Genomic DNA, 20,570 nt, shown 5'->3' on the forward strand with positions numbered 1-20,570 from the left:
ACCCCCACGTTCATGCGGTCACTTCTCGCAACGCGAGATCCCAGTCCTGGGCGAAGCGATCGATGGAAAAGCGTTCGAGCGCGTCGCGCCGAGCGCCTTCGCCGAGGCGGCGCGCGAGCGCGGGATCCCGGATGAGCGTGCGCATGCAGTCGACCAGGCGATCGATGCGCGTATCGATGAAACCGTTCTTGCCATCGCGTATCACGCTCGGGAGCTCCGTCGTGGCGAGACCGACAATGGGCAGGCCGACCATCATCGCCTCGACAATGGCGAGACCGAGGCTGGTCCAGCGGATCGGATTGAAGAAGAAGCGGTAGCTCGCAACGAACCGCGCGAGCTCGACGTTCGAGATCTCGCCGATGCCGCCGAGGCTTTGCGCGTCCATGCCCACGAGATCGAGCGGCACCTCGCGGCGCACCTGCTCGAACACGTCCGCACCCAGCCGCCGCCCGCGCTCGCGTAGATGATTGACGACGACGACGCCGCGCGGCGTTGTGCCCGTGTAGCGCACGCCTTCAGGCACGAGCACGCCATGCTCGACCACGCGCGTGGGCGTCGCGCCGCTGTCCCACATCAGCGCGTTGAACGGTGTGACGTGCACGAGCAACGCGCCGCGGTCGTCTACCCAGTGCCGCTGCGCAAACGGCGCCTCCTGCGGCGGGTCGTGTTCGATATACACGCGCGGCAAGCGGCGCTGCGCGTCGCTCAGCAGCTCGAACCGGTCATGCTCCCAATGGCTGCGCTGCTGGTACACGACGACGTCGAACGCATTCGAGGCGACGTCTTCGGCAGCGACCTCATGGACGTTCGCGCCCCAGGGAAGCACGCCCGCGCGGCCCGCGTAGCCCGCCGGGCGCCCCGGTCTGGTCACGACATGGAAGTCGTGCGGCGCCTGCGTGAGGTAGTAAAGATAGTTGCCGTGTACGTGCCAGGTGAGCACACGCAAGGGCCGCGTGTTTCGCATCAGCATGGCGGGGTCCTCCTCATCGGCATGGCGGCAGCGTAGCTGCGCCCCGCGAAGCCGGGCATGCCGTGGGTGTCGAGCAAGTGCGCTTGTGCAACGGCCGCTACCTGCTCCGCGCTCACGTTGAGCGCGCAAGGGTGTCCGTACGGGCAGGTGTGGAACGAGCAGGGCCGGCAAGTGGGCCAATCGGCGAGCACGCGGTGCCGCGTGCGGTCGAGCGGCGCCCAGCGCCGCGTATCGCTGCCTGAAGCGACGACCACACTCGGCGTGCGCATGGCGGCCGCTACATGCGAGATGCCCGTATCGTTGCAGAGCACGAGCCGGGCCTTGCGCACGAGCGCCGCCAACGCACCGAGCGTGGTTTCGCCCGCGAGATGATGAGCCGTGCGCGTCATGCAGCCCAGCACGCTCGCGGTCAACTCGCGCTCGCCTGCGGTGCCGGTCACGGCGATCTGCCAGCCGTCGCAGGCGAGCGCATCGGCAACGGCGGCAAAGCGCTGCGCCGCCCAGCGCCGCGAGGGCAACTGCGCACCGGGATGCACGAGCACGAGCCGCCCGGGCTCGAGTCCAAAGCGCTCCAGGAGGTCGTCGCACGCAGCGTAGTCCGCGTCGTAGAGCGGAAACCAGAGGGTGTCGTCGCGCAGCGCATGGCCCCGCGCACCCAGCGCGTGCATGAGCGCGAGGTAGCGCTGCGGCTCGGGCAGCGCATCGGGCCACGGTACGTAACAGCCTGGCGGCGGCGCTTCGCCGGGCTGGCTAAAGCCTCCGAGCGCGTGCGCGCCGAACGCGTCGACCAGCACGTTCGCCACACCGCCGCTGCCATGGAGCTGGATCGCGAGGTCGAAGCGGCGCGTACGCATCGCGTCGAGAAACGCAGGCAGGCCGCGCTCGTCCTCGGCCTGTTCGGGAAAGCCGCGCGCGCCGGGAAAGACGATGTGCTCATCGACCAGCATGGGGTAGTGCGCCACGAAATCGGCTGACCACGGCAGACCGACGAGGGCGATGCGCGCGTGGGGGCAGGCTGCGCGCAGCGCGCGCAGCGCGGGCACGCTGCAGAGCATGTCGCCGAGCTGCAGCGCGCGGAAGATCACGATGCGGCGGGGGGCGAGGGCTTCGAGCAGAGTCGGCATGGGCGGCGCATCCGTTAGAGGAACCACACGCGGTAACTGACGGCTCCCTGGAGCCGCCAGAAGATCGAGAGAAACGGAATCCACAGCGACGTCCAGATCATTTCCGCTACATGGCGCGCGTCGCGCCGTGTGCCGCGCAAGCGGCGTGCGCAGAACGCAGCGGTGCAGGCGATCCATGCGGCGAACGCAGCCAGGGCGACCCTGGGCTGACCCCAGGCGAGAGCGGCGAGCAGCACGAATACGCTGATCAGCACCGCGTAGTAAAGGAGCGGCGGCCCCGCCCCAATGCGCTCGCGATACAGCGCCGGATGCTTGCGGAACAACAGCGCCTCGAAGCGGCTCTTGCGCTGCTGCGCGAGACTCACACCCCAGCGCGCGGGACGCACAGGGTGCACGACCACGGCATCGTCGGCGCGTATCACCGTGGCGCCCGCCTGCAGCAACGCGAACTGCAGGTCCGAGTCCTCGCGCCACGCCGCTGTGAAGCGCTCGTCGAAGCCGCCGAACTGGGCTAGCGTCGCGCGCTGCACGAACGCGTTGGCCGTAGCGAATTCGGCGTGCGCGAGGCCGCTTGCGTCGTGCTCATAATCGCTCGGCGCCTCGCCCAGCGGTACGACGATGCGGCCCGCCGCGGCGTGCGCGTGAGCGAGTGCGGCGAGCCCCGCGAGCAGCCAGCCGGGCTCCGGAATCGTGTCGTCGTCGGTGAACGCGATGAGCGGCGCGTGCGCCGCGCGCCAGCCCGCGTTGCGCGCAGCGGCCGGGCCCTGCGTGGCGCGCACCGGCACGTAGCGGATCGCGAGTCCGCGCGGGGCTTGCCTCGCCGCCATGCATTCCACCGTTGCGCGCGTCGCGTCGTCGGGCCCGTCGTCGCACACGACGATTTCATAGTCGTCAGGCGAGAGATCCTGTGCGCACAGCGCGATGAGGCACTGTTCGAGCAGCGTCGCGCGATGGTACGTCGGCACGACCACGGCAATGCGCAAGTGTTCGAGCAGCGCGCCCGCGTAGCCGTCGAACTGGGGCTCCCCTGCTCCGATGGGCCGCGACTCGCGCAACTCGACGTCGGCGGGCTTCATGCGCGCGCCTCGCTCTTGCGCACGAGGAAGGGGCCGATCACGAGCGCATCGAGCGGCGAAGTCCAGAACGATTCGAGCGCGTCGCGCGGCGAGTTGACCATCGGCTCGCCGCGGGTATTGAACGACGTGTTGACGAGCACCGGCACGCCGGTGCGCCGCTCGAACGCCGCGATCAGGTCGTAGTAGAGCGGATGCTGGTCGCGGTTCACGGTCTGGATGCGCGCGGTGCCGTCCACGTGGCGCACGGCGGGAATGCGCGCGGCCTTCCCGGGCTGCACGTCGAAGATGAACAGCATGAACGGCGCGCGCCGCGCGCCCACGAACCATTGCGCGGCGCGCTCTTCCAGCACGACCGGCGCGACCGGCCGAAAGTCCTCGCGGTCCTTGATCTCGTTGAGCTTCGCCTGCATGCCGGGATCGACGGGTGAAGCGAGTATCGAACGGGCGCCGAGCGCACGCGGGCCGAACTCCGTGCGGCCCTGATACCAGCCGATCACCTGGCCGTCGGCGAGCAGCTGCGCGGCTTCCTCGGCGATGTTGTCGAGCCGCCGGTAGGGCGTTTTCGACCAGCGCAGGAATTGCTCGATGGTCTCGTCGTCGAACGCCGGCCCGAGGTAGGCATGGTCCATCTGCCAGCGGCGTTCCGCGCGTTCGCCTGCGGCTTGCGCTGCTTCGCCGCGCAAGCGGTAGTCGGTCCAGAGCGCCGCGCCGAGCGCGGTGCCTGCGTCGCCCGCGGCGGGCTGCACCCAGATGTCGTCGAACGGCCCGTTATCTCGCACGTACGAGTTCATCACGCAATTCAGCGCTACGCCGCCCGCCATGCACAGCTTCGGCAGGCCCGTGCGCGTATGGAGCCAGCGCGCCATCTCCAGCACCGTTTCTTGCAGCACGAGTTGCAGAGAGGCGGCGATATCGAAATGCCGCTGCTCCAGCGGGCCGCCGCGTTCGCGCGGCACGCCGAAGCGGTCCACGAGGTGCGGGTCGGCGACCGTGTAGTGGCCATTGCCGTTGTACTGCACGATTTCACGGAACTGGTCGGCATAGGCCGGTTCGCCAAACGAGGCGAGTGCCATGACCTTGTACTCGTCGGAGGAATGCAGGAAGCCGAGCCAGCCTGTCACGGCTTCGTAGAGGAGGCCGAGCGAATGCGGCAACTCTACCTGGGTGATGCGCCGGTACTTGCCGTCGCGAAATTCACCAAGGCTCGTGGTGACGCCTTCGCCGCGGCCGTCCATGGTGAGAACGGCGCATGCATCGAACGGGCTCGCGAGAAACGCGCTTGCTTCGTGAGCGAGGTGGTGCTCGACGTTATGCCAGATGAAGCCGTTTTCGCGGTCCACGCCCGCAAAGCGCTTGCGCAGATGATGCGGCGCGCCGTCCAGCAACTGCGCCTTCGCGTTCACGATATAGCTGAGAAAGAGCGGGTCCCATGGCGACGCGTTGGCTTCCATGCGCGCGCGAGAGGGCTCCAGTGGCAACGCGATGGTCGCGCCGGGCCGGATCGGCATATCCGGAAAGAGAGCGGGGTCGTAGGAGTAGGCAACGTGATCGAAGTCGCCTAGCGTGATGCCGGCTTCCTTGAGGCAGGCGTCGATGGCGTCGAAGGGCAGTTGCCATGTCGAGAACGGCACGGGCCGCTTGGCGTGCTTGACGTGCGTGAAGCGCTCGTCTTCGGCGGCGGCGATCACCACGCCGTCGTGGACCAGCGCGGCGGCGCTGTCGTGATAAACGGCATTGATTCCGAGTGTGTACATGAACGGTCTCCCGTCGCATTGGGTCTTCTGCACGTTCGATGCATGCAGACGGCCTCGGGTTGCAAGGCTCAGACGGGCGGCGCCACGAGCGCGCCGGCCTCCTCCAGCAGTTCGCGCGCCGCTCGCGCGACGTCGTCGGGCGGCACGCCGCGCAGGCACGCGTGGTGGCCTTCGGGGCACTCGCCGCGATAGCACCAGCGGCACGCCACGTCGCGATAGAGCAGGCGATGCGGCGTCATCCACGGCGTGTGTTGCGGATTCGTGAGCGCGTAGAGATCGACGACGGGTTTGCCGAGCGCGGCGGCGAGATGCGCCGGTCCGCTGTTGTTGGCGATGAGCAGTGAAGCCTGGTCGAGCAACGCGATCAGTTCGCCTAGCGTGAGCGAGCCCGCCAGGTCGACCAGCCGCGTGCGCGCGGGCGAGCGCGAAAAGCGCATCACCTCGCGCGTCAACCCGCCTTCCGCGAGGCTCCCCGTGAGCAGGAACGGGCAACGCACCGTGGGCGCGAGCAACTCGAGCGCTTCGGCAAAGAGCGCCGGGGGATACCGCCGCGAAGGCGCGCTCGCGCCCACATGCACGACGACGCAAGGCTCGGCCGGATCGACGCCGTGCATGCGCAGCTTGTCCGCGAGCGTGGCGCGCGCGGCGCGGTCCACGCGCACGCGCATGCGCGCCAGCGCGGGATCGGCGAGATTTGCGCCCACGCTGCGCACGAGCGCGAGTTGCCGCTCGACTTCGTGACGCACATCCAGGTGCGGTTCGCGCTCTGGTTGCCAGTGGGTCAACAATCCGTAAGGATTCTCGCGGCAATGTGCGAGACGCCGCTCGATGCCCGCGAGATAGCACAGCGTTGCGGCCGGCAGCGGATTCTGGCTGTAGACCGTGAAGATTGCCGCGGCGTCGAAGCGTCCGGCGCGCACGCGCGCGAGCACGGCGTCTTCGTTGCCGGCGCCGCCGCCGTGTCGCCTGGCGGGCGCATGAGTGCCGTTGGCCCATGGCGCGTCGTATTCGATCACGTCGTCCACGTCGGGCAGATAGCGCGCCATGGCCGCGCCCGCGGCGGAAGCCAGCAACGTGATATGGCGGCGCGGCGCGCTTTCGCGCAGCGCGTGCATCGCGGGCGTGGTCATCAGCACGTCGCCTAGTTGATCGAGGCGTACGCAGAGAATGCGCTCGACGTCGGCCCCCCAGGGCTCGCTTGCAGGCGGGCGGCGGGGCGAGCGCGCGTGCGCATCGCGCGGCGTGATGGCAAAGGCGGTTCCGTTCATCGCAACGCCTCCTCCTGTGCGCCGTGGTGCGTTGCCGCCCGCACGCGCCGTTCGTGCTCGTAACGCTCGACGATCACCTGCGCCGCCTCGTGCAGATCCGCAACGATCGCGTAGGGCAGGCGCGCTGGCGCGCTTTGCCACTCGGTCTCATTGCCGCAATCGGCGAGGATCGCGCGGCAACCCGCGCGGTTGCCCGCTTCCACGTCGTCGAGGATGTCGCCGACCATCCAGCTGCGCGCGAGGTCGATGCCATGCTCGCGGCTCGCGCGCAGCAGCATGCCGGGCGCAGGCTTGCGACAGGTGCAGTTGCACGCATAGGGCGCCACATGGCCGAGCGGGTCGTGCGGGCACCAGTACGCAGCATGCAGCGTGGCGCCGCAGCCGGCGAACATGCGGCGCAACTGCGCTTCTACGCCGCCGAGCGCCGCGTGCGCAAAGCGCCCCAGCGCAACGCCGCGCTGGTTGCTCACCACGAAAAGCGCCAACGGCGTTCGCGCGAACAGCGCGAGCGCCTGCGCGGCGCCCGGGGCGAAACGCATGCGCGAGGGCTCGACGTTGTATGGCACGTCTTCGAGCAGCGTGCCATCCTTGTCCAGGAACACCGCTGGGCGGGTAGCGAGCAATCCGCGGGGCCCTGTGGTTCGGTTCAGCATAGGGTTTGCTCCTCAACCCACGGCGCGCAGCACGCGGCCCTGGATGGCTTCTCTCGCATGCTCGCGCGCGTCGAGGCGTACTCCGGCGAGCTGCGCATAGACGTCTTCGAGTTCGAGACCGATCTGCCGCCACGTGAAGTACGCCTGGGCGCGCTTGCGTCCCGCTTCGCCCATCGCGCGGGCGTGCGCGGGGTCGCCATGAATGGCGAGCAGGCGCTCGGCGAGCGCCTGGGGGTCGCGCGGCGGCACGAGCCAGCCCGTTTCGCCGTGACGCACCGAATGACGAATACCGCCCACATCCGCCCCGATGACAGGCGTGGCGCACGCCATTGCCTCCACGGGCGTGATGCCGAACGGCTCGTACCACGGCGTGGTCACGAACACGTCGGCGGCGCTATAGAAGTCGCGCAACTGCGAGCGCGCACGGCGCCCCACGAACGTCACGCGTGGCTCGATCCCGCAGCGGTGCGCAATGCCGCGCAGTCGGGCGATCTCGGGTGTGGCGATTTCGTTGGGCGTGTCTGCGTCGCCGCCCACGACGTAGAGCCGGGCTTTCACGCCGTGGCGCGCCTCGAGCGCGGCCACACCGCGCACGACGTTGTCGATGCCCTTGCGCTCCACGAGGCGGCCGAGTTGCAACACGCAGAATTCGCTGGCGGACCAGCCCAGACGACGGCGCGCCTGCCGGCGCTCCACTGGCGAGAACTCGTCGGGATCGAAGCCGCAGGCGATGACGGCAATCCGCGCGGGGTCGGCGCGATAGTGCTCGACGAGATCGGCCTGGTCGGCCGGACACTCGGCGACGATACAGTCCGCGCGCCGCACGAGCTCGTCTTCGATCGCGAAGCGCTCATCGGGAAAACCGTCATTCGCGCCCTGGTGGAGGCGCCGCACGCGTCCGAGTGCATGGAACGTCATGACGAGCGGCACACGAAGCGCGTCCTTGACCGCGAGCGCCGCCAGGCCCGACATGAAGAAGTTGGCGTGAATCACGTCATAAGGCCGCTTTTCACTTCGACAGAAGTTCACGAGAAATTCGGCGAACTGTGGCATGTGGGGTAGGAGCAGTTCTTTGGGCAGTTGCATGGCCGGCCCTGCCGGCACATGGATCACACGCACGCCATCCATGTGCGAAATGCGTGGCAACAACGCGCGGTCGCGCCGCGTGAAGACGTCGACCTGATGTCCGGCGCGCTGGAGCTGACGCGCGACATGCGCGACGTAGATGTTCTGTCCGCCGGTATCGACGCCGCCCGCCACGGCGAGCGGCGACGCGTGTTCACTGACGAGTGCGATTTTCATGACGTGTCCTCGCGAGAAGTGGGTGGCGAGCGATGTGCCGCGTGCAAAAGAGGGCGCGGAAGAGCTGCTCGAATGTTGCACCCGGTGCAACGGCGTAAGCGCATTTGCTGTGCCGTTGGTTTGGAGTGCGCAGGGAATGAGGCAGGCGGGGTGCGCGGGTCTGGCCGGTAACGCGCGAAGCGGGCATCGGCGGACCGTCTGCATCGGCGCCGTCAACCGGTGACGAACCAGTGACAAAAACCGGTACGCATGCACCAAACGACGACGCGCTTTTACACCAGGCGGCAAGACGTTTCGATAACGCCGCGGGCAAGGTCGGCTGGCTGCGCGTTGCGGGAGCGTCGATTGCGCACCGGTCCGATCAACGATCACTTCGGAGGCAGCTGCCCGATGAATGGAGCCACGCCCAGCCGGCGCGCCGTGCGCTCGCGCATTCTGCGCACGCTCGGCGAGGCGCTGTGGCGGCATCGCAGCGCCACCGCAGCGGCGGCGTCGCTGATGATCCTGGCGCGCCTCGGCGCCGTTTCGGTGCCGATCGCACTCAAGCATCTGATCGACGATCTCGGCCACCTTCACTCGCTGGCCGCGCTGCCGGCGCTGCTCGCCATCGTCTATGCGCTGCTGCGCTTCCTGTCGGACGCGCTCGGCGAGGCACGCGATGTGGCGTTCAGCATCGTCGTGCAGCGCGCGGTGGCCACGCTGCGCGAACGCACGTTCGCTCAGCTGCACCGGCTGGGCGCGCGCTTTCATGCGCAGCGCGAAACGGGTGCGATCGTGCGCGACGTCCAAAAGGGCGCGGACGGTCTGGGCTTCCTGCTCGGCACCGCGCTCTTTTCGGTGCTGCCCACGGTGTTCGAAATCGCCGTGGTCGTGGCGATCGTCGCGTCGCACTACGACAGCGCCTTTGTGCTCGCCATCGCCGGGACCTTTGCGTGCTATGGGACCTGGACCGCGATTTACACGCGCCGCCGGCTCGCGTTCCAGCGCGCGGTGAACACGCTGGAGGCGCAGGCGGACGGTCGGCTCGTCGACAGCCTGCTCAATCACGACACGGTCAAGTACTTTTCGACGGAGCAGCACGAAGTCACGCGGCTGCGCAGCGTGCTCGACGACTGGGTCCTCGCGCGCACGGCGAACCAGCGCGCGCTGACCGTGCTGCACGTGGGCCAGAGCGGAGTGGTGGCGGCAGGTATTGCGGCGGTGATGGTGATCGCCGTGCAGAACGTGCTGACTCGCGCGATGACGGTGGGCGACCTCATCCTCATCAACGCGTACATCATTCAGGTGTGCGCACCGCTCAATACACTCGGCTTCGTGTTTCGCGAGGCCAACGATGCGTTCGTCGACGTCGAGCGGCTCTTCGCCATCCTCTGCGTGCGCGGCACGCCGGGCGAGGATGAAGACCCGCCCGGAGCACGCGCGCTAGTCGTGCGCGAAGGCGAGGTGGCGTTCCGGCATGTCGATTTTGGCTATGACGCCGGGCGGCCTATCCTGCACGATGTGGGGTTCCTGGCCGAGCCAGGGCGCACCGTCGCCGTGGTGGGCGGTAGCGGCTCGGGCAAATCCACGCTGATCCGGCTGCTGTTCCGCTTCTACCAGCCGCAGCGCGGGACCATCGCCATCGACGGCCACGATATTGCGCACGCCACGCAGTCCAGCCTGCGCGAAGCGATCGGCATCGTGCCGCAGGACACGGTGCTGTTCAACGAGACTATTGCATACAACATCGCCTACGGCCAACCCGACGCCACCCGGGCCGATGTGGTGCGCGCCGCGCGCGCGGCCCAGCTCGACGAGTTGATCGAGCGTCTGCCCGACCACTACGAAACGCGTGTGGGCGAGCGCGGCGTGCGCCTGTCGGGCGGTGAGCGGCAGCGCATCGCAATCGCACGTGCGCTTCTCAAGAACCCGCGCATCATGGTGTTCGACGAAGCGACCTCTGCGCTCGACACGCGCTCGGAGCGCGCGATCCAGAACGAGCTTCGGCGCCTCGCGCACGGGCGCACGACGATCGTGATCGCGCACCGTCTCTCTACGATTGTCGATGCAGACTGGATACTCGTGATGGAGCACGGTCGAATCGTCGAGCAGGGGCGGCACGAGGCGCTGCTCGCCCGCGAGGGCGTGTACGCGAAAATGTGGGCGATGCAATGGCAGCAGGACGATCTCGAGCACGCTGAGCGGCGGCTCGTGACGACGCCGGTGAACGTGGCGAAGTTGCTTGCACGCGTGGCCGTGCGCGTTCGTGAATCGCTGGGCGAAGCGGCCGCGCGGCTCGTCACGCAACCCGACGATGGGCTCTATGCCACTGTCGCGAACGGCGACGCGTTACTGGAGGCCCTCACGCTGCTCGTCGTGAACGAAGTGCAGAACGCCGCGTCGATCGCGGCTTCGGTTACGTCGGCGGGGGCCACGCGAGAAAAGCGCGGGGTGGAGCTGGGCGCGCGGCGCAGCGCCAACACGGTTTTGCTCGGCGTGGCGGGCGGCGCGCGGCCCGCACCGCTCGACGACAGCGCGCTCGCGCGTATCGAAGCGCTGCTGCGCAAGGCAGGCGTGAGTCTCACGCTCGATCCGCAGGACCGCCGCGTGCGCTACGCCGTGGTGCTGCCGCTCCATGCGCTGCTGCCCGAGCACACCCCGGCGCGCGGCGGCGAACTCGCGGGTCTGCGCGTCGCCGTGCTCGACGACGAAGAGGAAACGCGCGATGCTCTGGAAGCCGCGCTCACATTGCATGGGGCGATCGTAGAGCAGGAAAGCAGCGGTGCGCGATGGCTCGCTGGGTTGCGCGTGACGTCGCGCGCCAGGTGGGCCGATGTGCTGCTGTGCGACTTGCAGCTCGACGGCGAAGACGGAGCGCAAATCGTCGCGGCGCTACGTGACATGGAAGCGCGCGGCGACTATGCGGGCAAAACGCTTCCAGCTATCGCCATGACGGGGCAGGCTGCGCGCGCTGATGATTCCAGCGGCGGCGAACGCCGGCTGTTCGCCGCGCGGCTCACCAAGCCCGTTGCGTTACCGGCGCTGGTTGACGCAATCGTCGCGGCAACCAGCGCCGGTAAGGAAAGCACAGGCGCCAGCCGCTGATTCTCATCGCACGCGCCGTTGCAGATCGGCAGCGCCCCAACGTCATGGTCGCGCATGAGTTCGGCGGCGCGCCGGATGGTCGTGTCAGGAGCGATATGTACGACCTCGCGTGACATCGCTTCGCGAACCTGAATTATTGTCGTCTCCTTTGCATGGATGTGTTGTCACTATGCCGTGCGGTGGCAAGTGGAACGTTGCTGCGAGTGCATGTGGCATCCGCATCTGGATCGCTTTCGGTCCGCCGTCTAGATGAGCGGCGTGCCGCCCGTCACGGCAACCGTGGCGCCGGAGATGTAGCTGCCCTCGTGCGACGCGAGCAGTACATAAGCACCGGCTAGCTCCGCAGGTTGCCCTGGCCGCCCCATTGGCGTCGCCTTGCCGAAGGCGCGCACGTATTCGGCCGGCATGGTCGACGGAATGAGCGGTGTCCAGATCGGCCCCGGCGCGACGCAGTTCACGCGTATGCCACGCCCGGCCACGAGTTGGGCGAGGCCGCCGGTGAAGTTCTGGATCGCGCCCTTCGTGGCGGCATAGGCGAGCAGGGTGGGCTTGGGCTTGTCCGCGTTGATCGACGCGGTGTTGACGATGGCCGCGCCTGGCTGCATGAGAGCGACGGCCTCGCGTGAAATACGGAACATGGCGCCGATATTCGTATCGAAGGTGCGGTCCCATTCCTCGTCGCTGATCGATTCGATCGACTCGTGCGTCATCTGATACGCCGCGTTGTTCACGAGTATGTCGAGCTTGCCCAGTTCGCGCACGGTCTGGCTCACGATCTCGCGGCACCACGCGCGGTCGCGGATGTCACCGGGCAGAAGGAGCACGCGGCGTCCGGCGTCTTCCACCCAGCGCGCGGTTTCCTTCGCGTCGTCGCGCTCGTCGAAGTACGCGATGGCGACGTCGGCGCCTTCGCGCGCGAACGCAATGCATACCGCGCGGCCAATGCCGCTGTCGCCGCCCGTGACGAGGGCGACCTTGCCGGCAAGCCGCCCCGATCCGCGATAACTCTTTTCGCCGTGATCGGGCTGCGGGTCCATGGGCGCGGTGCGCCCAGGCGTGCGGTCCTGCTGCTGTTCGGGCATGGGTGGGGCGGGGCGATGTTCGTTCATGGTCCTTACCTCTTCGAATGACGTTGCGTGTTTTCTGTGTACCGCACGAAGCGCGCGCGGTTGGCCTGGCGCACGCGGTGTCTCGCCTCATCGCGAATGCGTGCACGCCCGTTGCCAGCGCATTGACCGTTCCCGTGAGCCGGCGGCAAGGGATGTCACGCCGCCGCGCTGCACTGCGCGCTCGCGCCGGTCAAACAGCGGCGAGCGCGAGCCGCGAATTGACCTTGAGAGCGGAAGCGTCGTCGCGGTATGGCGGCCGCGGTTCGAACCTGCGAATCACGCTGGGCTGGAAGATGAGGCAATACGTGCTGCCGCCATACTGGAAGAATCCTAGCTCTTCGCCCTTGTCCACGTGCTGGCCCGGCAGCGCGACGATGCGGCACGAAGAAACCTCGGCCATGCCGACGAATACGCAGGCCACGAGCCCAAGCGCCGCTTCGTCGGCTTCGATCAGCATGACCGCACGCGCCGCGACGGCCGTTGTGTAGCCTTGGGAATCGTTCAGGCCGCGCGCGTCGGTGCCCTCGGCCTCGATTTCCGAGTAATAGGTGCCGTCCACGTTGTATGCCTCGCGTACCGTCCCTGCGATGGGCGCGTGCCAGCGGTGGTAGTTGAACGCGCTCAGATAACCCTGATACACGCTGCCGCCCACGAAGCGTTCAGCCACGCTTCGCTCGGTGCCGGCCAGAATTTCGCGCAGCGAATACGGCTGCGCCTTGATCCAGAAGCGGTCGTGAAGTTGGCAACGCTCGCTCACGTCGTAGGGCGACGCTTCGCAGGCGCTGACGATCACGGCCGCATTCGACGGTTCGTCGACGGGGCGCGTGCCTTCGCGCAGGCGCCGCGTGAAGAAGTCGTTCCAGGATGCGAAGCCCCAATAAGGCTGCGAGCGTTCGCACAGGTAATCGTCCAGATGCATCGTCTCCTGTGCTTGCTCGCTGAACCAGCCGTGCGGCGCCTGCGTGGTGAGATGGGTGCGCGAATGCGGACCGCTCAGGAAACCGCACCAGTACGAGAGCACGTTGCGCAATTGCGCATTGAAGGCCGGGTCGCGGAACACGGCATAGCCCGACGGCATGCACATGGGCCAGTCGAGCATGAGATTGAGCGGCGTGGCGATCGGCACGGAGGCATTGAAGGGCGGCGCGTAGGTCGTGAGGTAATCGACGATCGTCATCAACTCGTCGATATTGCCGTATCCGAGTTCGAAGCCCGCGCGCGACGCTTCGTCGATCGCACGAGAGAGATTCATACGCAGCACCGTGTCCCCTTGCACGAGGTCGGCGAGTTCGCGCACGACATTCGCCAATGGCGTGCTGCGCGCACGCTCGAGCGCGGCGGCGGCGATCTGGCGGCGAAAGTCCGCCGCGACCTGTTCCTTTTGCGGCATCCAGTTGCCGAGGCGGCTTCGGGCCTTCACATTGGGCCGGGTGGTGGCGTCCATGCCTCGCCCTCGTGTTCAGGAAATACGTTGAGAAGCAAGGCGGATGCCTTGGGGAAGCTGGGCACGACGGCTGGGACGCCGCTGCCGGCCGCCGCCACTGGTATGGAGCGGCTACCAGGCACAGCCAGTGCGCAGACAAGACGGCAGTCAACGCGCAGAGACTCGTGAAACAATCCACGCTCGCCCCGCGGTTTCGGGAGGACCAGAATGGGACCGCATCGCATTCTTCTTATCCGGCACGCGGAGAAGCCGTCCGCCGTGTTTGGAAGCGGCGTGGATGCCGACGGCCACACCGACGAAGCGAGCCTTGCAGTGCGAGGCTGGCAGCGCGCGGGAGCGCTTGCGCAGCGCTTCTCGGCGCCCGAAGATGAACACGAAGGGCGGCTGCGGCCTTCTACGGTGTACGCGGCGGGCGCGGGCAAGGGCAACGGGAGCAAGCGTTCGATGCAGACTGTCGCGCCGCTTGTGGCCGTGTTGCGCGCGTGCGCTCAAGTCAGGTACGAGACGACCTACGGCAAAGACGACGGCGCTGCGCTGATGGCGGACGTACTTATGCAGACCGGCGTGGTCTTGATTGCCTGGGAACACAAAGTACTACCGTCGCTCGTAGCGCATTTGCCGGGTGCACCCAACGTGCCTTGCGCATGGCCCGACGATCGGTTCGACGTGATCTGGGTGTTCGACCGGACTGCGCCCGGATGGTCGTTTGTACAGCAGCCGCAACTGCTGCTCGCGGGCGACAGTGCGTCGACCATTGTCTAAGCGGTCTATCGTGTAGACCGACGTGGCGTTTCGCTGGCAATGCGGCAGGAGTGAAAAAAAAAGAAGTACGACCGACACGACCGCAGCGCTGCAGCTGTGCCGGTTTGACCAGCAGACCCTGGCGGGTTAGTTCTTCACGTAGTCGAGAAGGGTTTGCTTTCCACCGACGTACTTGTAGAGAGAAATCGTCCCGTGGACCAGGTCGCCCTTCGAGTCGAACTGTGTCTGGCCGAGAACGCCCTCATAGTTCGTCGCTGGCATTGCGGCAAGAATCTTGTCTGGGGCCGTCGAGCCCGCACGCTCCATCGCTTCGGCAATGACGTACACAGCGTCATAAGCGAAGGGCGAGTTCAGGACAGGATGTGTACCGAAGCGTTTTTGGTAGCGCTGCACGAAGGCCGGACCCTTCGGCATCTTCTCGAGCGGCGAGCCGGCGATGGAGCAGATCACGTCATCGGCCGCGTCGCCAGCGAGTTTTGAAAGGTCGTCGGCGCACAGGCCGTCGCCTGCGAGAATCTTCTGCGTCATGCCGAGCTGCCTGGCCTGCTTCGCAAACGGGCCACCCGTTGCATCGAGGCCCCCATACATGATTACGTCCGGATGCGCGCCCTTGATTTTTGTCAGGATAGCGCGGAAGTCGGTAGCCTTGTCGTTGGTCGCGTCGTGCGAAACCACCGAGAGACCGTCTGCCTTCGCACGTTTCTCGAATTCATTCGCCAGACCTTGCCCGTATGCGGTGGCATCGTCGACGATAGCGACGGTCCTGACTTTTAACGTCCGCGTCGCGTAATCGGCGAGGGCCGGCCCTTGCTGGGCATCGGTTGCCACCACGCGGTATGCGGTCTTGAAGCCCTGGAGCGTGTACGCCGGATTCGTAGCCGACGGCGAGACCTGCACGATACCGGCGTCACTGTAGATCCTGGAGGCCGGAATCGTCGTGCCTGAATTCATGTGCCCGACTATTGCCACTACTTTGTCGTCGACAAGCTTTTGTGCGACCTGCGTGGCCTGGCGCGGGTCGCCAGCATCGTCTTGGGTGTCGAGAACCAGCGTGACTTTCTTTCCGCCGACGACAAGCCCCGTTTCGTTGATTTCCTCGACCGCGAGCCTGGCGCCGTTCTCAGTGTCCTTGCCCAGATAGGAAGCCGGACCGGTCAGAGGCGCAACTTCACCGACCTTCACGGTTTCGTCGGCATGCGCAAACCCGGCAGAAACGGCGGCCAGCGCCCCCAGAATGCCAAAGGTCGTCACACGGCGACCCAATATTTTGCTCTTGGTCATTGCATTACCTCATCGATAGTTATCTGCATCGAGGGCGATCCGCTGGATTGTCCCCGTCGCCTCCGTCCTTGTACCGCGCGGCATGTGGTCTGCGCTGGCGAGACAAATTTATGCGGACACAAACCAGCGGCATTGCACCGATTTGCCAGAAAACAGAAGAAATGCGACAGCGGCGATGTGGGTCGTGCAGTCCTATAATGGCGTCACACCGATTATTCGCGCCGCCCATGCTTTCTTCCGACGATCCCCCGGCCAAAGCCCCGCAGGCCCACGAACTGGTGGAGCGGCTTGACTCGCTCTCTACGACACCCGAGACGCCTCAGGGACGCTCCGGCGCGGAGCTTAATGTCGGAATCCTGCTATGGCCGCGCTTTCCGCTCTTGTCGCTTGGCGGCCTCTGTGACGCGTTGCGTCACGCAGCCGATCGCAGCGATCAGAGTCGTCAGTTGCGCTGCCTTTGGACCACGATCGGCGTTCATGACACCACCGTTGAATCGAGCTGCGGTATCTCCGTACCGGTGCAGGCGGCCTTCCCGGAAGTCGGGCAGTTCGACTACATCGTCGTCATCGGTGGCCTGCTGCCGCATCTCGAGAAGGTGGACAGGCGCTACTGGGACTATCTGAGCGGGGCTGCGCAAGCGGGCGTTCCGCTGGCGGGTATCTGCACTGGTAGCTTTGTCCTCGCCCATGCCGGGCTCATGCAGGATCATGTCGCGTGCGTGCACAGCTTCCACTTCGACGACTATCGCAACATGTTCCCCGGGTTACGCGTCGTCACCCATGCCGACTATCTCATTGACGGCGATCGCATCACTTGTGCGGGCGGCATCTCGGTCATCGAGCTCGCCGCGCGGCTCGTCAATCTGCATTGCGGACCTGACCGGGCATCAAAGGTCATTCACCAGATGACCGTCAGCCGGCAGGCCGGCGCATCGTTCATTGAGCGCCGCCGCGCACTGGGCTACCTGTCGGTGGACGATGCAAACGTACGCCATGCCGCGCTGCTCATGGAGGAAAACCTCGAAGCGCCGCTCAACATCGCGGTGATCGCGAAGATGATTGGCACGAGCGTGCGTCAGCTCGAGCGTGCGTTCATGGCCGAGATGAAGGTGTCGCCGAATGAGTTCTATCGCCGTATGCGACTACGCTACGCGCGCTGGATGCTGCTGAACACCGGGCGCAAGGTCACGGACATTGCATACGAGTGCGGTTTCGCTGATTCCGCACATTTCATCAGGGTGTTCCGCGAGACCTACGGCGTGACACCGGGCAAACTGCGCGGCTCGCGCACAGCCCCAACTGAGGACTGAAGCTGTACGACCGGGGGCGACGCCATCACTGAGCGCCTGCGTTGCGGCGATTCGTTGTCGCGATTCTTCTATTTTTTTACTCATCGGTGCAATCCCGCCGGAGTCGCCTGGCTCAACATCCTGTCTCGTGCGAGTGCGCCATGAAACAGGGAAACAAGCGACATGCAGATTGCCGTATTGGGTGCGGGCGTCATCGGTCTGGCGAGCGCCTATTATTTGAACCGGGCCGGACATCAGGTCATCGTCATCGACCGGCATGGTGAGGTGGCCACCGAAACCAGCTTCGGCAACGGCGGCCAGCTATCGTATAGCTACGTCGCGCCGCTCGCCGGGCCGGGCGTATTGTCGAAGCTGCCCGCGTGGCTCACTCGGCGGGACTCGCCGGTGCGCTTTCGACCGGCCGTAAGCGCGGAGCAGTGGCTCTGGTGCCTGAAATTCGTGTTCGCTTGCACGCAACGGCGTAGCAATCTCACCACGAGCGACTTGCTCTCGCTCTCGTTCGCGAGCCGTGCGCTCATGTACCAGCTCCTGCGCGACGAACCCACGCTCGACTTCGACTTTCAGCACTCTGGAAAGCTCGTCCTGCACCGCGACGCCGCTGCGATGCAAGGCGCCATCAATCTGCTCGATTTTCAGCGCTCACTCGGCTGCGAGCAGGAGGCACTGTCTGCCGACGAATGCGTCGCGCTAGAACCCGCGCTGGCTAGTGTGCGCGAACGGATCGTCGGCGGCATCTATACGCGCAGCGAAGATACAGCCGACTGCCATCGCTTCAGCAAAGGTCTCGAAGCCATTCTGAGGGCGCGCGGCGTGCGGTTTGCGATGAATACGCGCATCGACGCACTGGAGGTCGCCAAAGGCGGACACATCGTGGCGCGCAGCGGTGGCGGGGCACTCGAAGCGGACCATGTCGTCGTGGCTGCCGGGGCCAGCGCAGCGCATCTGCTTCAGCCTTTGGGCCTTCACGTTCCTGTTTATCCGCTCAAGGGCTACAGCTTGACCTACCCGCTGGGACCGCAGTCAATCGCACCGACGTTGAGTGTCACCGATTTCACACGCAAAGTGGTCTATGCACGTCTTGGTGACCGGTTGCGCGTGGCGGGCATGGCCGACCTCGACGGCTACTCCCTGAAGCCAGATTCATCGCGCATTGCCGCGCTGCGTGTGGAGGCCGCTGCGTTGTTCCCTCAGGTTGCAGCCAACCGGGCCGACGCCACTGAGTGGACTGGGCTGCGTCCCGCCACGCCACGCGGCACGCCGATTATCGGGCCCACGCGCTATCCAAATCTCTGGCTCAACATTGGGCATGGTGCCCTCGGCTTCACGTTGGCCTGCGGGTCGGCCGCGTTGCTCACGGGCTGGATCGACGGAAAACCCGACTCGTCGCTGGCCAGCCTTTTCTCGCTCGCTCAATGACCCGTGCAACGTTTGACGCACGGCTGGCCATCATAAAAAATCCTTGAATCGATACCGAATGAACGACAAGCCCAATATTGTGGTCATCGGCACGGGCGGTACGATTGCCGGCCGTGGCGCAAACGCCGTCGACACTTCAGCCTACACGTGCTCAGTGCTGGGGATAGACGAAATCCTGTCAGCCATTCCGGAAGCGTCGTCGCTCGCGAACCTGAGCGCGGAACAACTTCTGCAGACGGGCTCGGAGAACTTCAACGAACAGCACCTGCTCATGATTGGCAAGCGGGTATCCGAGGTGCTCAAGGACGACACGGTAAATGGCGTCATTCTCACGCACGGCACCGACACGATCGAGGAAACCGCGTACTTTCTTCATCTGACGTTGAAGAGCGTGAAACCCGTCGTCGTAGTCGGCTCCATGCGGCCACCATCGGCGATGAGTTCCGATGCGTCTCTGAATCTCTACGACGCGATTGCGGTAGCGATTCATCCGTCTTCGCATGGAAAAGGAACGCTTGTCGTCGCAAACGAGGAAATCCACACCGCTCGAGACGTTATGAAGACAAACAGCTTCAAGCTCGAGGCGTTCCGCTCGCCCTATGGTGCACTCGGTTACGTGACCCAAGGCGAGCCTCGCTACTACCGTACGCCATCGCGGGATCACACGGTATGCACCCCGTGGTCAATCGACGACATCGAGGCGCTGCCGAAGGTCGACGTCGTCTATGCCTATGGTGCGCTTGAGAGCGAACGGGTCTGCGCCATTGCGGGTGAAGCGAGCGGGCTTGTCTTCGCTGGTACCGGCAACGGCAACATCGCAGAACATATGGTCGAGCCACTGCGGCAGGCGACGCGTCGGGGGCTGCACGTGGTGAGGGCTTCACGAACAGGCAGCGGCGTGGTCATCCGCAACGGCGCGCAGCCTGACGACGACTATGACTGGATCGTCGTCGACGATCAGCCACCTCAAAAAGCCCGCATTCTTTTGATGCTGGCGATGCTGGGCAACCCGCACGAGCGCCGCGCATTGCAGGCAGCGTTTTATCGCTTTTGAACTCTTCCAGGACACGCAATGTACATATTCACAGGCGAAAAGGTCCATCGACTCATCACGATGAGCCACGCCATCGAAGTGCTGCGCTCCGCGACATTTCTTATATGGTCGCCTCCCATTTGCAAGGTGATTGTGTGTGGCGAGGAGGGTGGTTGCGGACTTATACATGGCCTCGTCCCGTTTGCCAAATGATCTGGTCTACAGCGAGCAGGTGCTGGATTGCATATATACATTCGGCCTGTTGATGGCACGGTTGTGCGTGGCCCCAATGGATTTCGCCCGACGACTCCTTCATATATCCGCGGCTTCGAAAGCCCTAAGTCCGCGCAGGTTCTGTCGTCGACGGTCCAAGCTCGCCGAAACATGCACGCCGTGCGCGCGGCTGGTAGACCTTCGGTGGACGCTGTTTGCGCGGCACCCACAGGCCGGCCTGGGTCATCAGTTGGCGCACCGTTTCCTTGCACAACCGGATGCCGTGGCATTCGTCCAGCTTCTCGCAGGCCAGCGTCGGCCCGAAATCGGCGTAGCGCTCGCGGATGATCGTCAGGGCGCGCAACGCCAGGCCTTCGTCGAGCTTGCGCTTACCTGGCTGACCGCGCCGGCCCGAGGCCACGCCAGACGGCCCGTGCTCCCGGTACCGGATCACCAGCCGTTCGACCTGACGTACTGTCAGACCCAGCCGTTCGGCGGCACGGCCGGGTTTGAGGCCCGTCTCAACGACGGCCTGTATAACCTTCAGTCTGTCCAGTTCGCGCATGCTCAAACTCACCAGCGTCGTGTCCGGCTTCATGGCAGGCCCCGCAGCGGTTGCAGCAGTCTGCCAGCTTGCCAGCGCCCAAAAACACGACATCTGTAAATAGCCAGAACACGACATTAGCGCAGTAATCGGCGCGCCCGCCGCAGATCGCACCGAAGAAACACGTTGTGACGTCGCCTGTGGCAAGCTACTCCGCGGCGCAGGCG

15 protein-coding genes and 2 pseudogenes are annotated in these 20,570 nt (G+C 65.8%); 5 read left to right on the forward strand and 12 right to left on the reverse strand.

From position 1 onward, the window contains the following. Nucleotides 1-10: 10 nt before the first annotated feature. From AB4Y42_RS08840 to AB4Y42_RS08870, 7 genes are all read right to left on the reverse strand, one after another. On the reverse strand, nt 11-967 hold the full coding sequence (locus AB4Y42_RS08840) for a glycosyltransferase family 4 protein (protein WP_368690584.1): 957 nt from the start codon (nt 965-967) through the stop codon (nt 11-13). Further along, nucleotides 964-2,094 carry a glycosyltransferase family 9 protein gene (locus tag AB4Y42_RS08845; protein ID WP_368693964.1) on the reverse strand — a complete coding sequence of 377 codons (1,131 nt, stop codon included), beginning with the start codon at nt 2,092-2,094 and terminating at the stop codon, nt 964-966. Before AB4Y42_RS08845 ends, AB4Y42_RS08840 begins: the two co-directional genes overlap by 4 nt. A 14-nt stretch (nt 2,095-2,108) precedes the next feature. Further along, entirely contained in the window at nt 2,109-3,170 is a 1,062-nt protein-coding gene (locus AB4Y42_RS08850) for a glycosyltransferase family 2 protein (protein WP_368693965.1), read from the reverse strand. Further along, nucleotides 3,167-4,924 carry a carbamoyltransferase gene (locus AB4Y42_RS08855; RefSeq protein ID WP_368693966.1) on the reverse strand — a complete coding sequence of 586 codons (1,758 nt, stop codon included), beginning with the start codon at nt 4,922-4,924 and terminating at the stop codon, nt 3,167-3,169. The genes AB4Y42_RS08850 and AB4Y42_RS08855 overlap by 4 nt, the downstream gene beginning before the upstream one ends. A 68-nt stretch (nt 4,925-4,992) precedes the next feature. Further along, nucleotides 4,993-6,192, reverse strand: a complete 1,200-nt coding sequence (locus AB4Y42_RS08860) for a glycosyltransferase family 9 protein (RefSeq protein ID WP_368693967.1) — start codon at nt 6,190-6,192, stop codon at nt 4,993-4,995. Next, nucleotides 6,189-6,845, reverse strand: coding sequence for a D-glycero-alpha-D-manno-heptose-1,7-bisphosphate 7-phosphatase (locus AB4Y42_RS08865; protein WP_368693968.1), 657 nt, complete (start codon nt 6,843-6,845; stop codon nt 6,189-6,191). The genes AB4Y42_RS08860 and AB4Y42_RS08865 overlap by 4 nt, the downstream gene beginning before the upstream one ends. Nucleotides 6,846-6,857: 12 nt before the next feature. Further along, nucleotides 6,858-8,147, reverse strand: coding sequence for a glycosyltransferase family 4 protein (locus AB4Y42_RS08870; protein ID WP_368693969.1), 1,290 nt, complete (start codon nt 8,145-8,147; stop codon nt 6,858-6,860). Nucleotides 8,148-8,537: 390 nt separating this feature from the next. Between AB4Y42_RS08870 and AB4Y42_RS08875 the strand changes: the two genes are divergently transcribed. Next, nucleotides 8,538-11,231: an ATP-binding cassette domain-containing protein gene (locus AB4Y42_RS08875; RefSeq protein WP_368693970.1), complete on the forward strand. Its 2,694-nt coding sequence runs from the start codon at nt 8,538-8,540 to the stop codon at nt 11,229-11,231. 50 nt (nt 11,232-11,281) lie between these two features. On the opposite strand, the pseudogene AB4Y42_RS08880 reads toward AB4Y42_RS08875, so the two are convergent. From AB4Y42_RS08880 to AB4Y42_RS08890, 3 genes and pseudogenes are all read right to left on the reverse strand, one after another. Further along, nucleotides 11,282-11,347: pseudogene (locus tag AB4Y42_RS08880) on the reverse strand (CBS domain-containing protein); the annotation flags it as partial. A 129-nt stretch (nt 11,348-11,476) separates the two neighbouring features. Continuing rightward, nucleotides 11,477-12,340 (reverse strand): SDR family oxidoreductase, encoded by an 864-nt coding sequence (locus tag AB4Y42_RS08885; protein ID WP_368693971.1) that lies wholly within the window; start codon nt 12,338-12,340, stop codon nt 11,477-11,479. A 190-nt stretch (nt 12,341-12,530) separates the two neighbouring features. Continuing rightward, nucleotides 12,531-13,784, reverse strand: coding sequence for a phosphatidylserine decarboxylase family protein (locus AB4Y42_RS08890; protein ID WP_368693972.1), 1,254 nt, complete (start codon nt 13,782-13,784; stop codon nt 12,531-12,533). A 207-nt stretch (nt 13,785-13,991) separates the two neighbouring features. Here AB4Y42_RS08890 and AB4Y42_RS08895 point away from each other — a divergent pair, with 207 nt between their 5' ends. Continuing rightward, nucleotides 13,992-14,546: a phosphoglycerate mutase family protein gene (locus AB4Y42_RS08895; protein WP_368693973.1), complete on the forward strand. Its 555-nt coding sequence runs from the start codon at nt 13,992-13,994 to the stop codon at nt 14,544-14,546. A gap of 126 nt (nt 14,547-14,672) precedes the next feature. Here AB4Y42_RS08895 and AB4Y42_RS08900 read toward each other — a convergent pair whose 3' ends face one another. Then, a complete protein-coding gene (locus AB4Y42_RS08900; RefSeq protein WP_368690443.1) occupies nt 14,673-15,827 on the reverse strand; it encodes a branched-chain amino acid ABC transporter substrate-binding protein in 1,155 nt (384 codons plus the stop codon). Between the two features lie 227 nt (nt 15,828-16,054). Here AB4Y42_RS08900 and AB4Y42_RS08905 point away from each other — a divergent pair, with 227 nt between their 5' ends. The 3 genes from AB4Y42_RS08905 (at nt 16,055) to AB4Y42_RS08915 (ending at nt 19,607) form a co-directional block, all read left to right on the forward strand. Continuing rightward, complete coding sequence (locus AB4Y42_RS08905; protein WP_368693974.1) at nt 16,055-17,137, forward strand: GlxA family transcriptional regulator; 1,083 nt, start codon at nt 16,055-16,057, stop codon at nt 17,135-17,137. A 162-nt stretch (nt 17,138-17,299) separates the two neighbouring features. Continuing rightward, the gene (locus AB4Y42_RS08910; protein ID WP_368693975.1) at nt 17,300-18,553 is read left to right on the forward strand and encodes a D-amino acid dehydrogenase; all 1,254 of its coding nucleotides are present in this window, start codon (nt 17,300-17,302) and stop codon (nt 18,551-18,553) included. Between the two features lie 58 nt (nt 18,554-18,611). Beyond that, the gene (locus AB4Y42_RS08915; protein ID WP_368693976.1) at nt 18,612-19,607 is read left to right on the forward strand and encodes an asparaginase; all 996 of its coding nucleotides are present in this window, start codon (nt 18,612-18,614) and stop codon (nt 19,605-19,607) included. 349 nt (nt 19,608-19,956) lie between these two features. On the opposite strand, the pseudogene AB4Y42_RS08920 reads toward AB4Y42_RS08915, so the two are convergent. Further along, a pseudogene (locus AB4Y42_RS08920) lies at nt 19,957-20,397 on the reverse strand (helix-turn-helix domain-containing protein); the annotation flags it as partial. Nucleotides 20,398-20,570 lie beyond the last annotated feature (173 nt).

It is taken from the genome of Paraburkholderia sp. EG286B (assembly GCF_040965655.1).
GTDB lineage: Bacteria > Pseudomonadota > Gammaproteobacteria > Burkholderiales > Burkholderiaceae > Paraburkholderia.

What these genes read in the sequence shown, in the direction of transcription:
- AB4Y42_RS08845 (WP_368693964.1), bottom strand. Translation starts at nt 2,094, where the DNA reads ATGCCGACTCTGCTCGAAGCCCTCGCCCCCCGCCGCATCGTGATCTTC.
- AB4Y42_RS08850 (WP_368693965.1), bottom strand. Translation starts at nt 3,170, where the DNA reads ATGAAGCCCGCCGACGTCGAGTTGCGCGAGTCGCGGCCCATCGGAGCA.
- AB4Y42_RS08855 (WP_368693966.1), bottom strand. Translation starts at nt 4,924, where the DNA reads ATGTACACACTCGGAATCAATGCCGTTTATCACGACAGCGCCGCCGCG.
- AB4Y42_RS08860 (WP_368693967.1), bottom strand. Translation starts at nt 6,192, where the DNA reads ATGAACGGAACCGCCTTTGCCATCACGCCGCGCGATGCGCACGCGCGC.
- AB4Y42_RS08865 (WP_368693968.1), bottom strand. Translation starts at nt 6,845, where the DNA reads ATGCTGAACCGAACCACAGGGCCCCGCGGATTGCTCGCTACCCGCCCA.
- AB4Y42_RS08870 (WP_368693969.1), bottom strand. Translation starts at nt 8,147, where the DNA reads ATGAAAATCGCACTCGTCAGTGAACACGCGTCGCCGCTCGCCGTGGCG.
- AB4Y42_RS08875 (WP_368693970.1), top strand. Translation starts at nt 8,538, where the DNA reads ATGAATGGAGCCACGCCCAGCCGGCGCGCCGTGCGCTCGCGCATTCTG.
- AB4Y42_RS08885 (WP_368693971.1), bottom strand. Translation starts at nt 12,340, where the DNA reads ATGAACGAACATCGCCCCGCCCCACCCATGCCCGAACAGCAGCAGGAC.
- AB4Y42_RS08890 (WP_368693972.1), bottom strand. Translation starts at nt 13,784, where the DNA reads ATGGACGCCACCACCCGGCCCAATGTGAAGGCCCGAAGCCGCCTCGGC.
- AB4Y42_RS08895 (WP_368693973.1), top strand. Translation starts at nt 13,992, where the DNA reads ATGGGACCGCATCGCATTCTTCTTATCCGGCACGCGGAGAAGCCGTCC.
- AB4Y42_RS08900 (WP_368690443.1), bottom strand. Translation starts at nt 15,827, where the DNA reads ATGACCAAGAGCAAAATATTGGGTCGCCGTGTGACGACCTTTGGCATT.
- AB4Y42_RS08905 (WP_368693974.1), top strand. Translation starts at nt 16,055, where the DNA reads ATGCTTTCTTCCGACGATCCCCCGGCCAAAGCCCCGCAGGCCCACGAA.
- AB4Y42_RS08910 (WP_368693975.1), top strand. Translation starts at nt 17,300, where the DNA reads ATGCAGATTGCCGTATTGGGTGCGGGCGTCATCGGTCTGGCGAGCGCC.
- AB4Y42_RS08915 (WP_368693976.1), top strand. Translation starts at nt 18,612, where the DNA reads ATGAACGACAAGCCCAATATTGTGGTCATCGGCACGGGCGGTACGATT.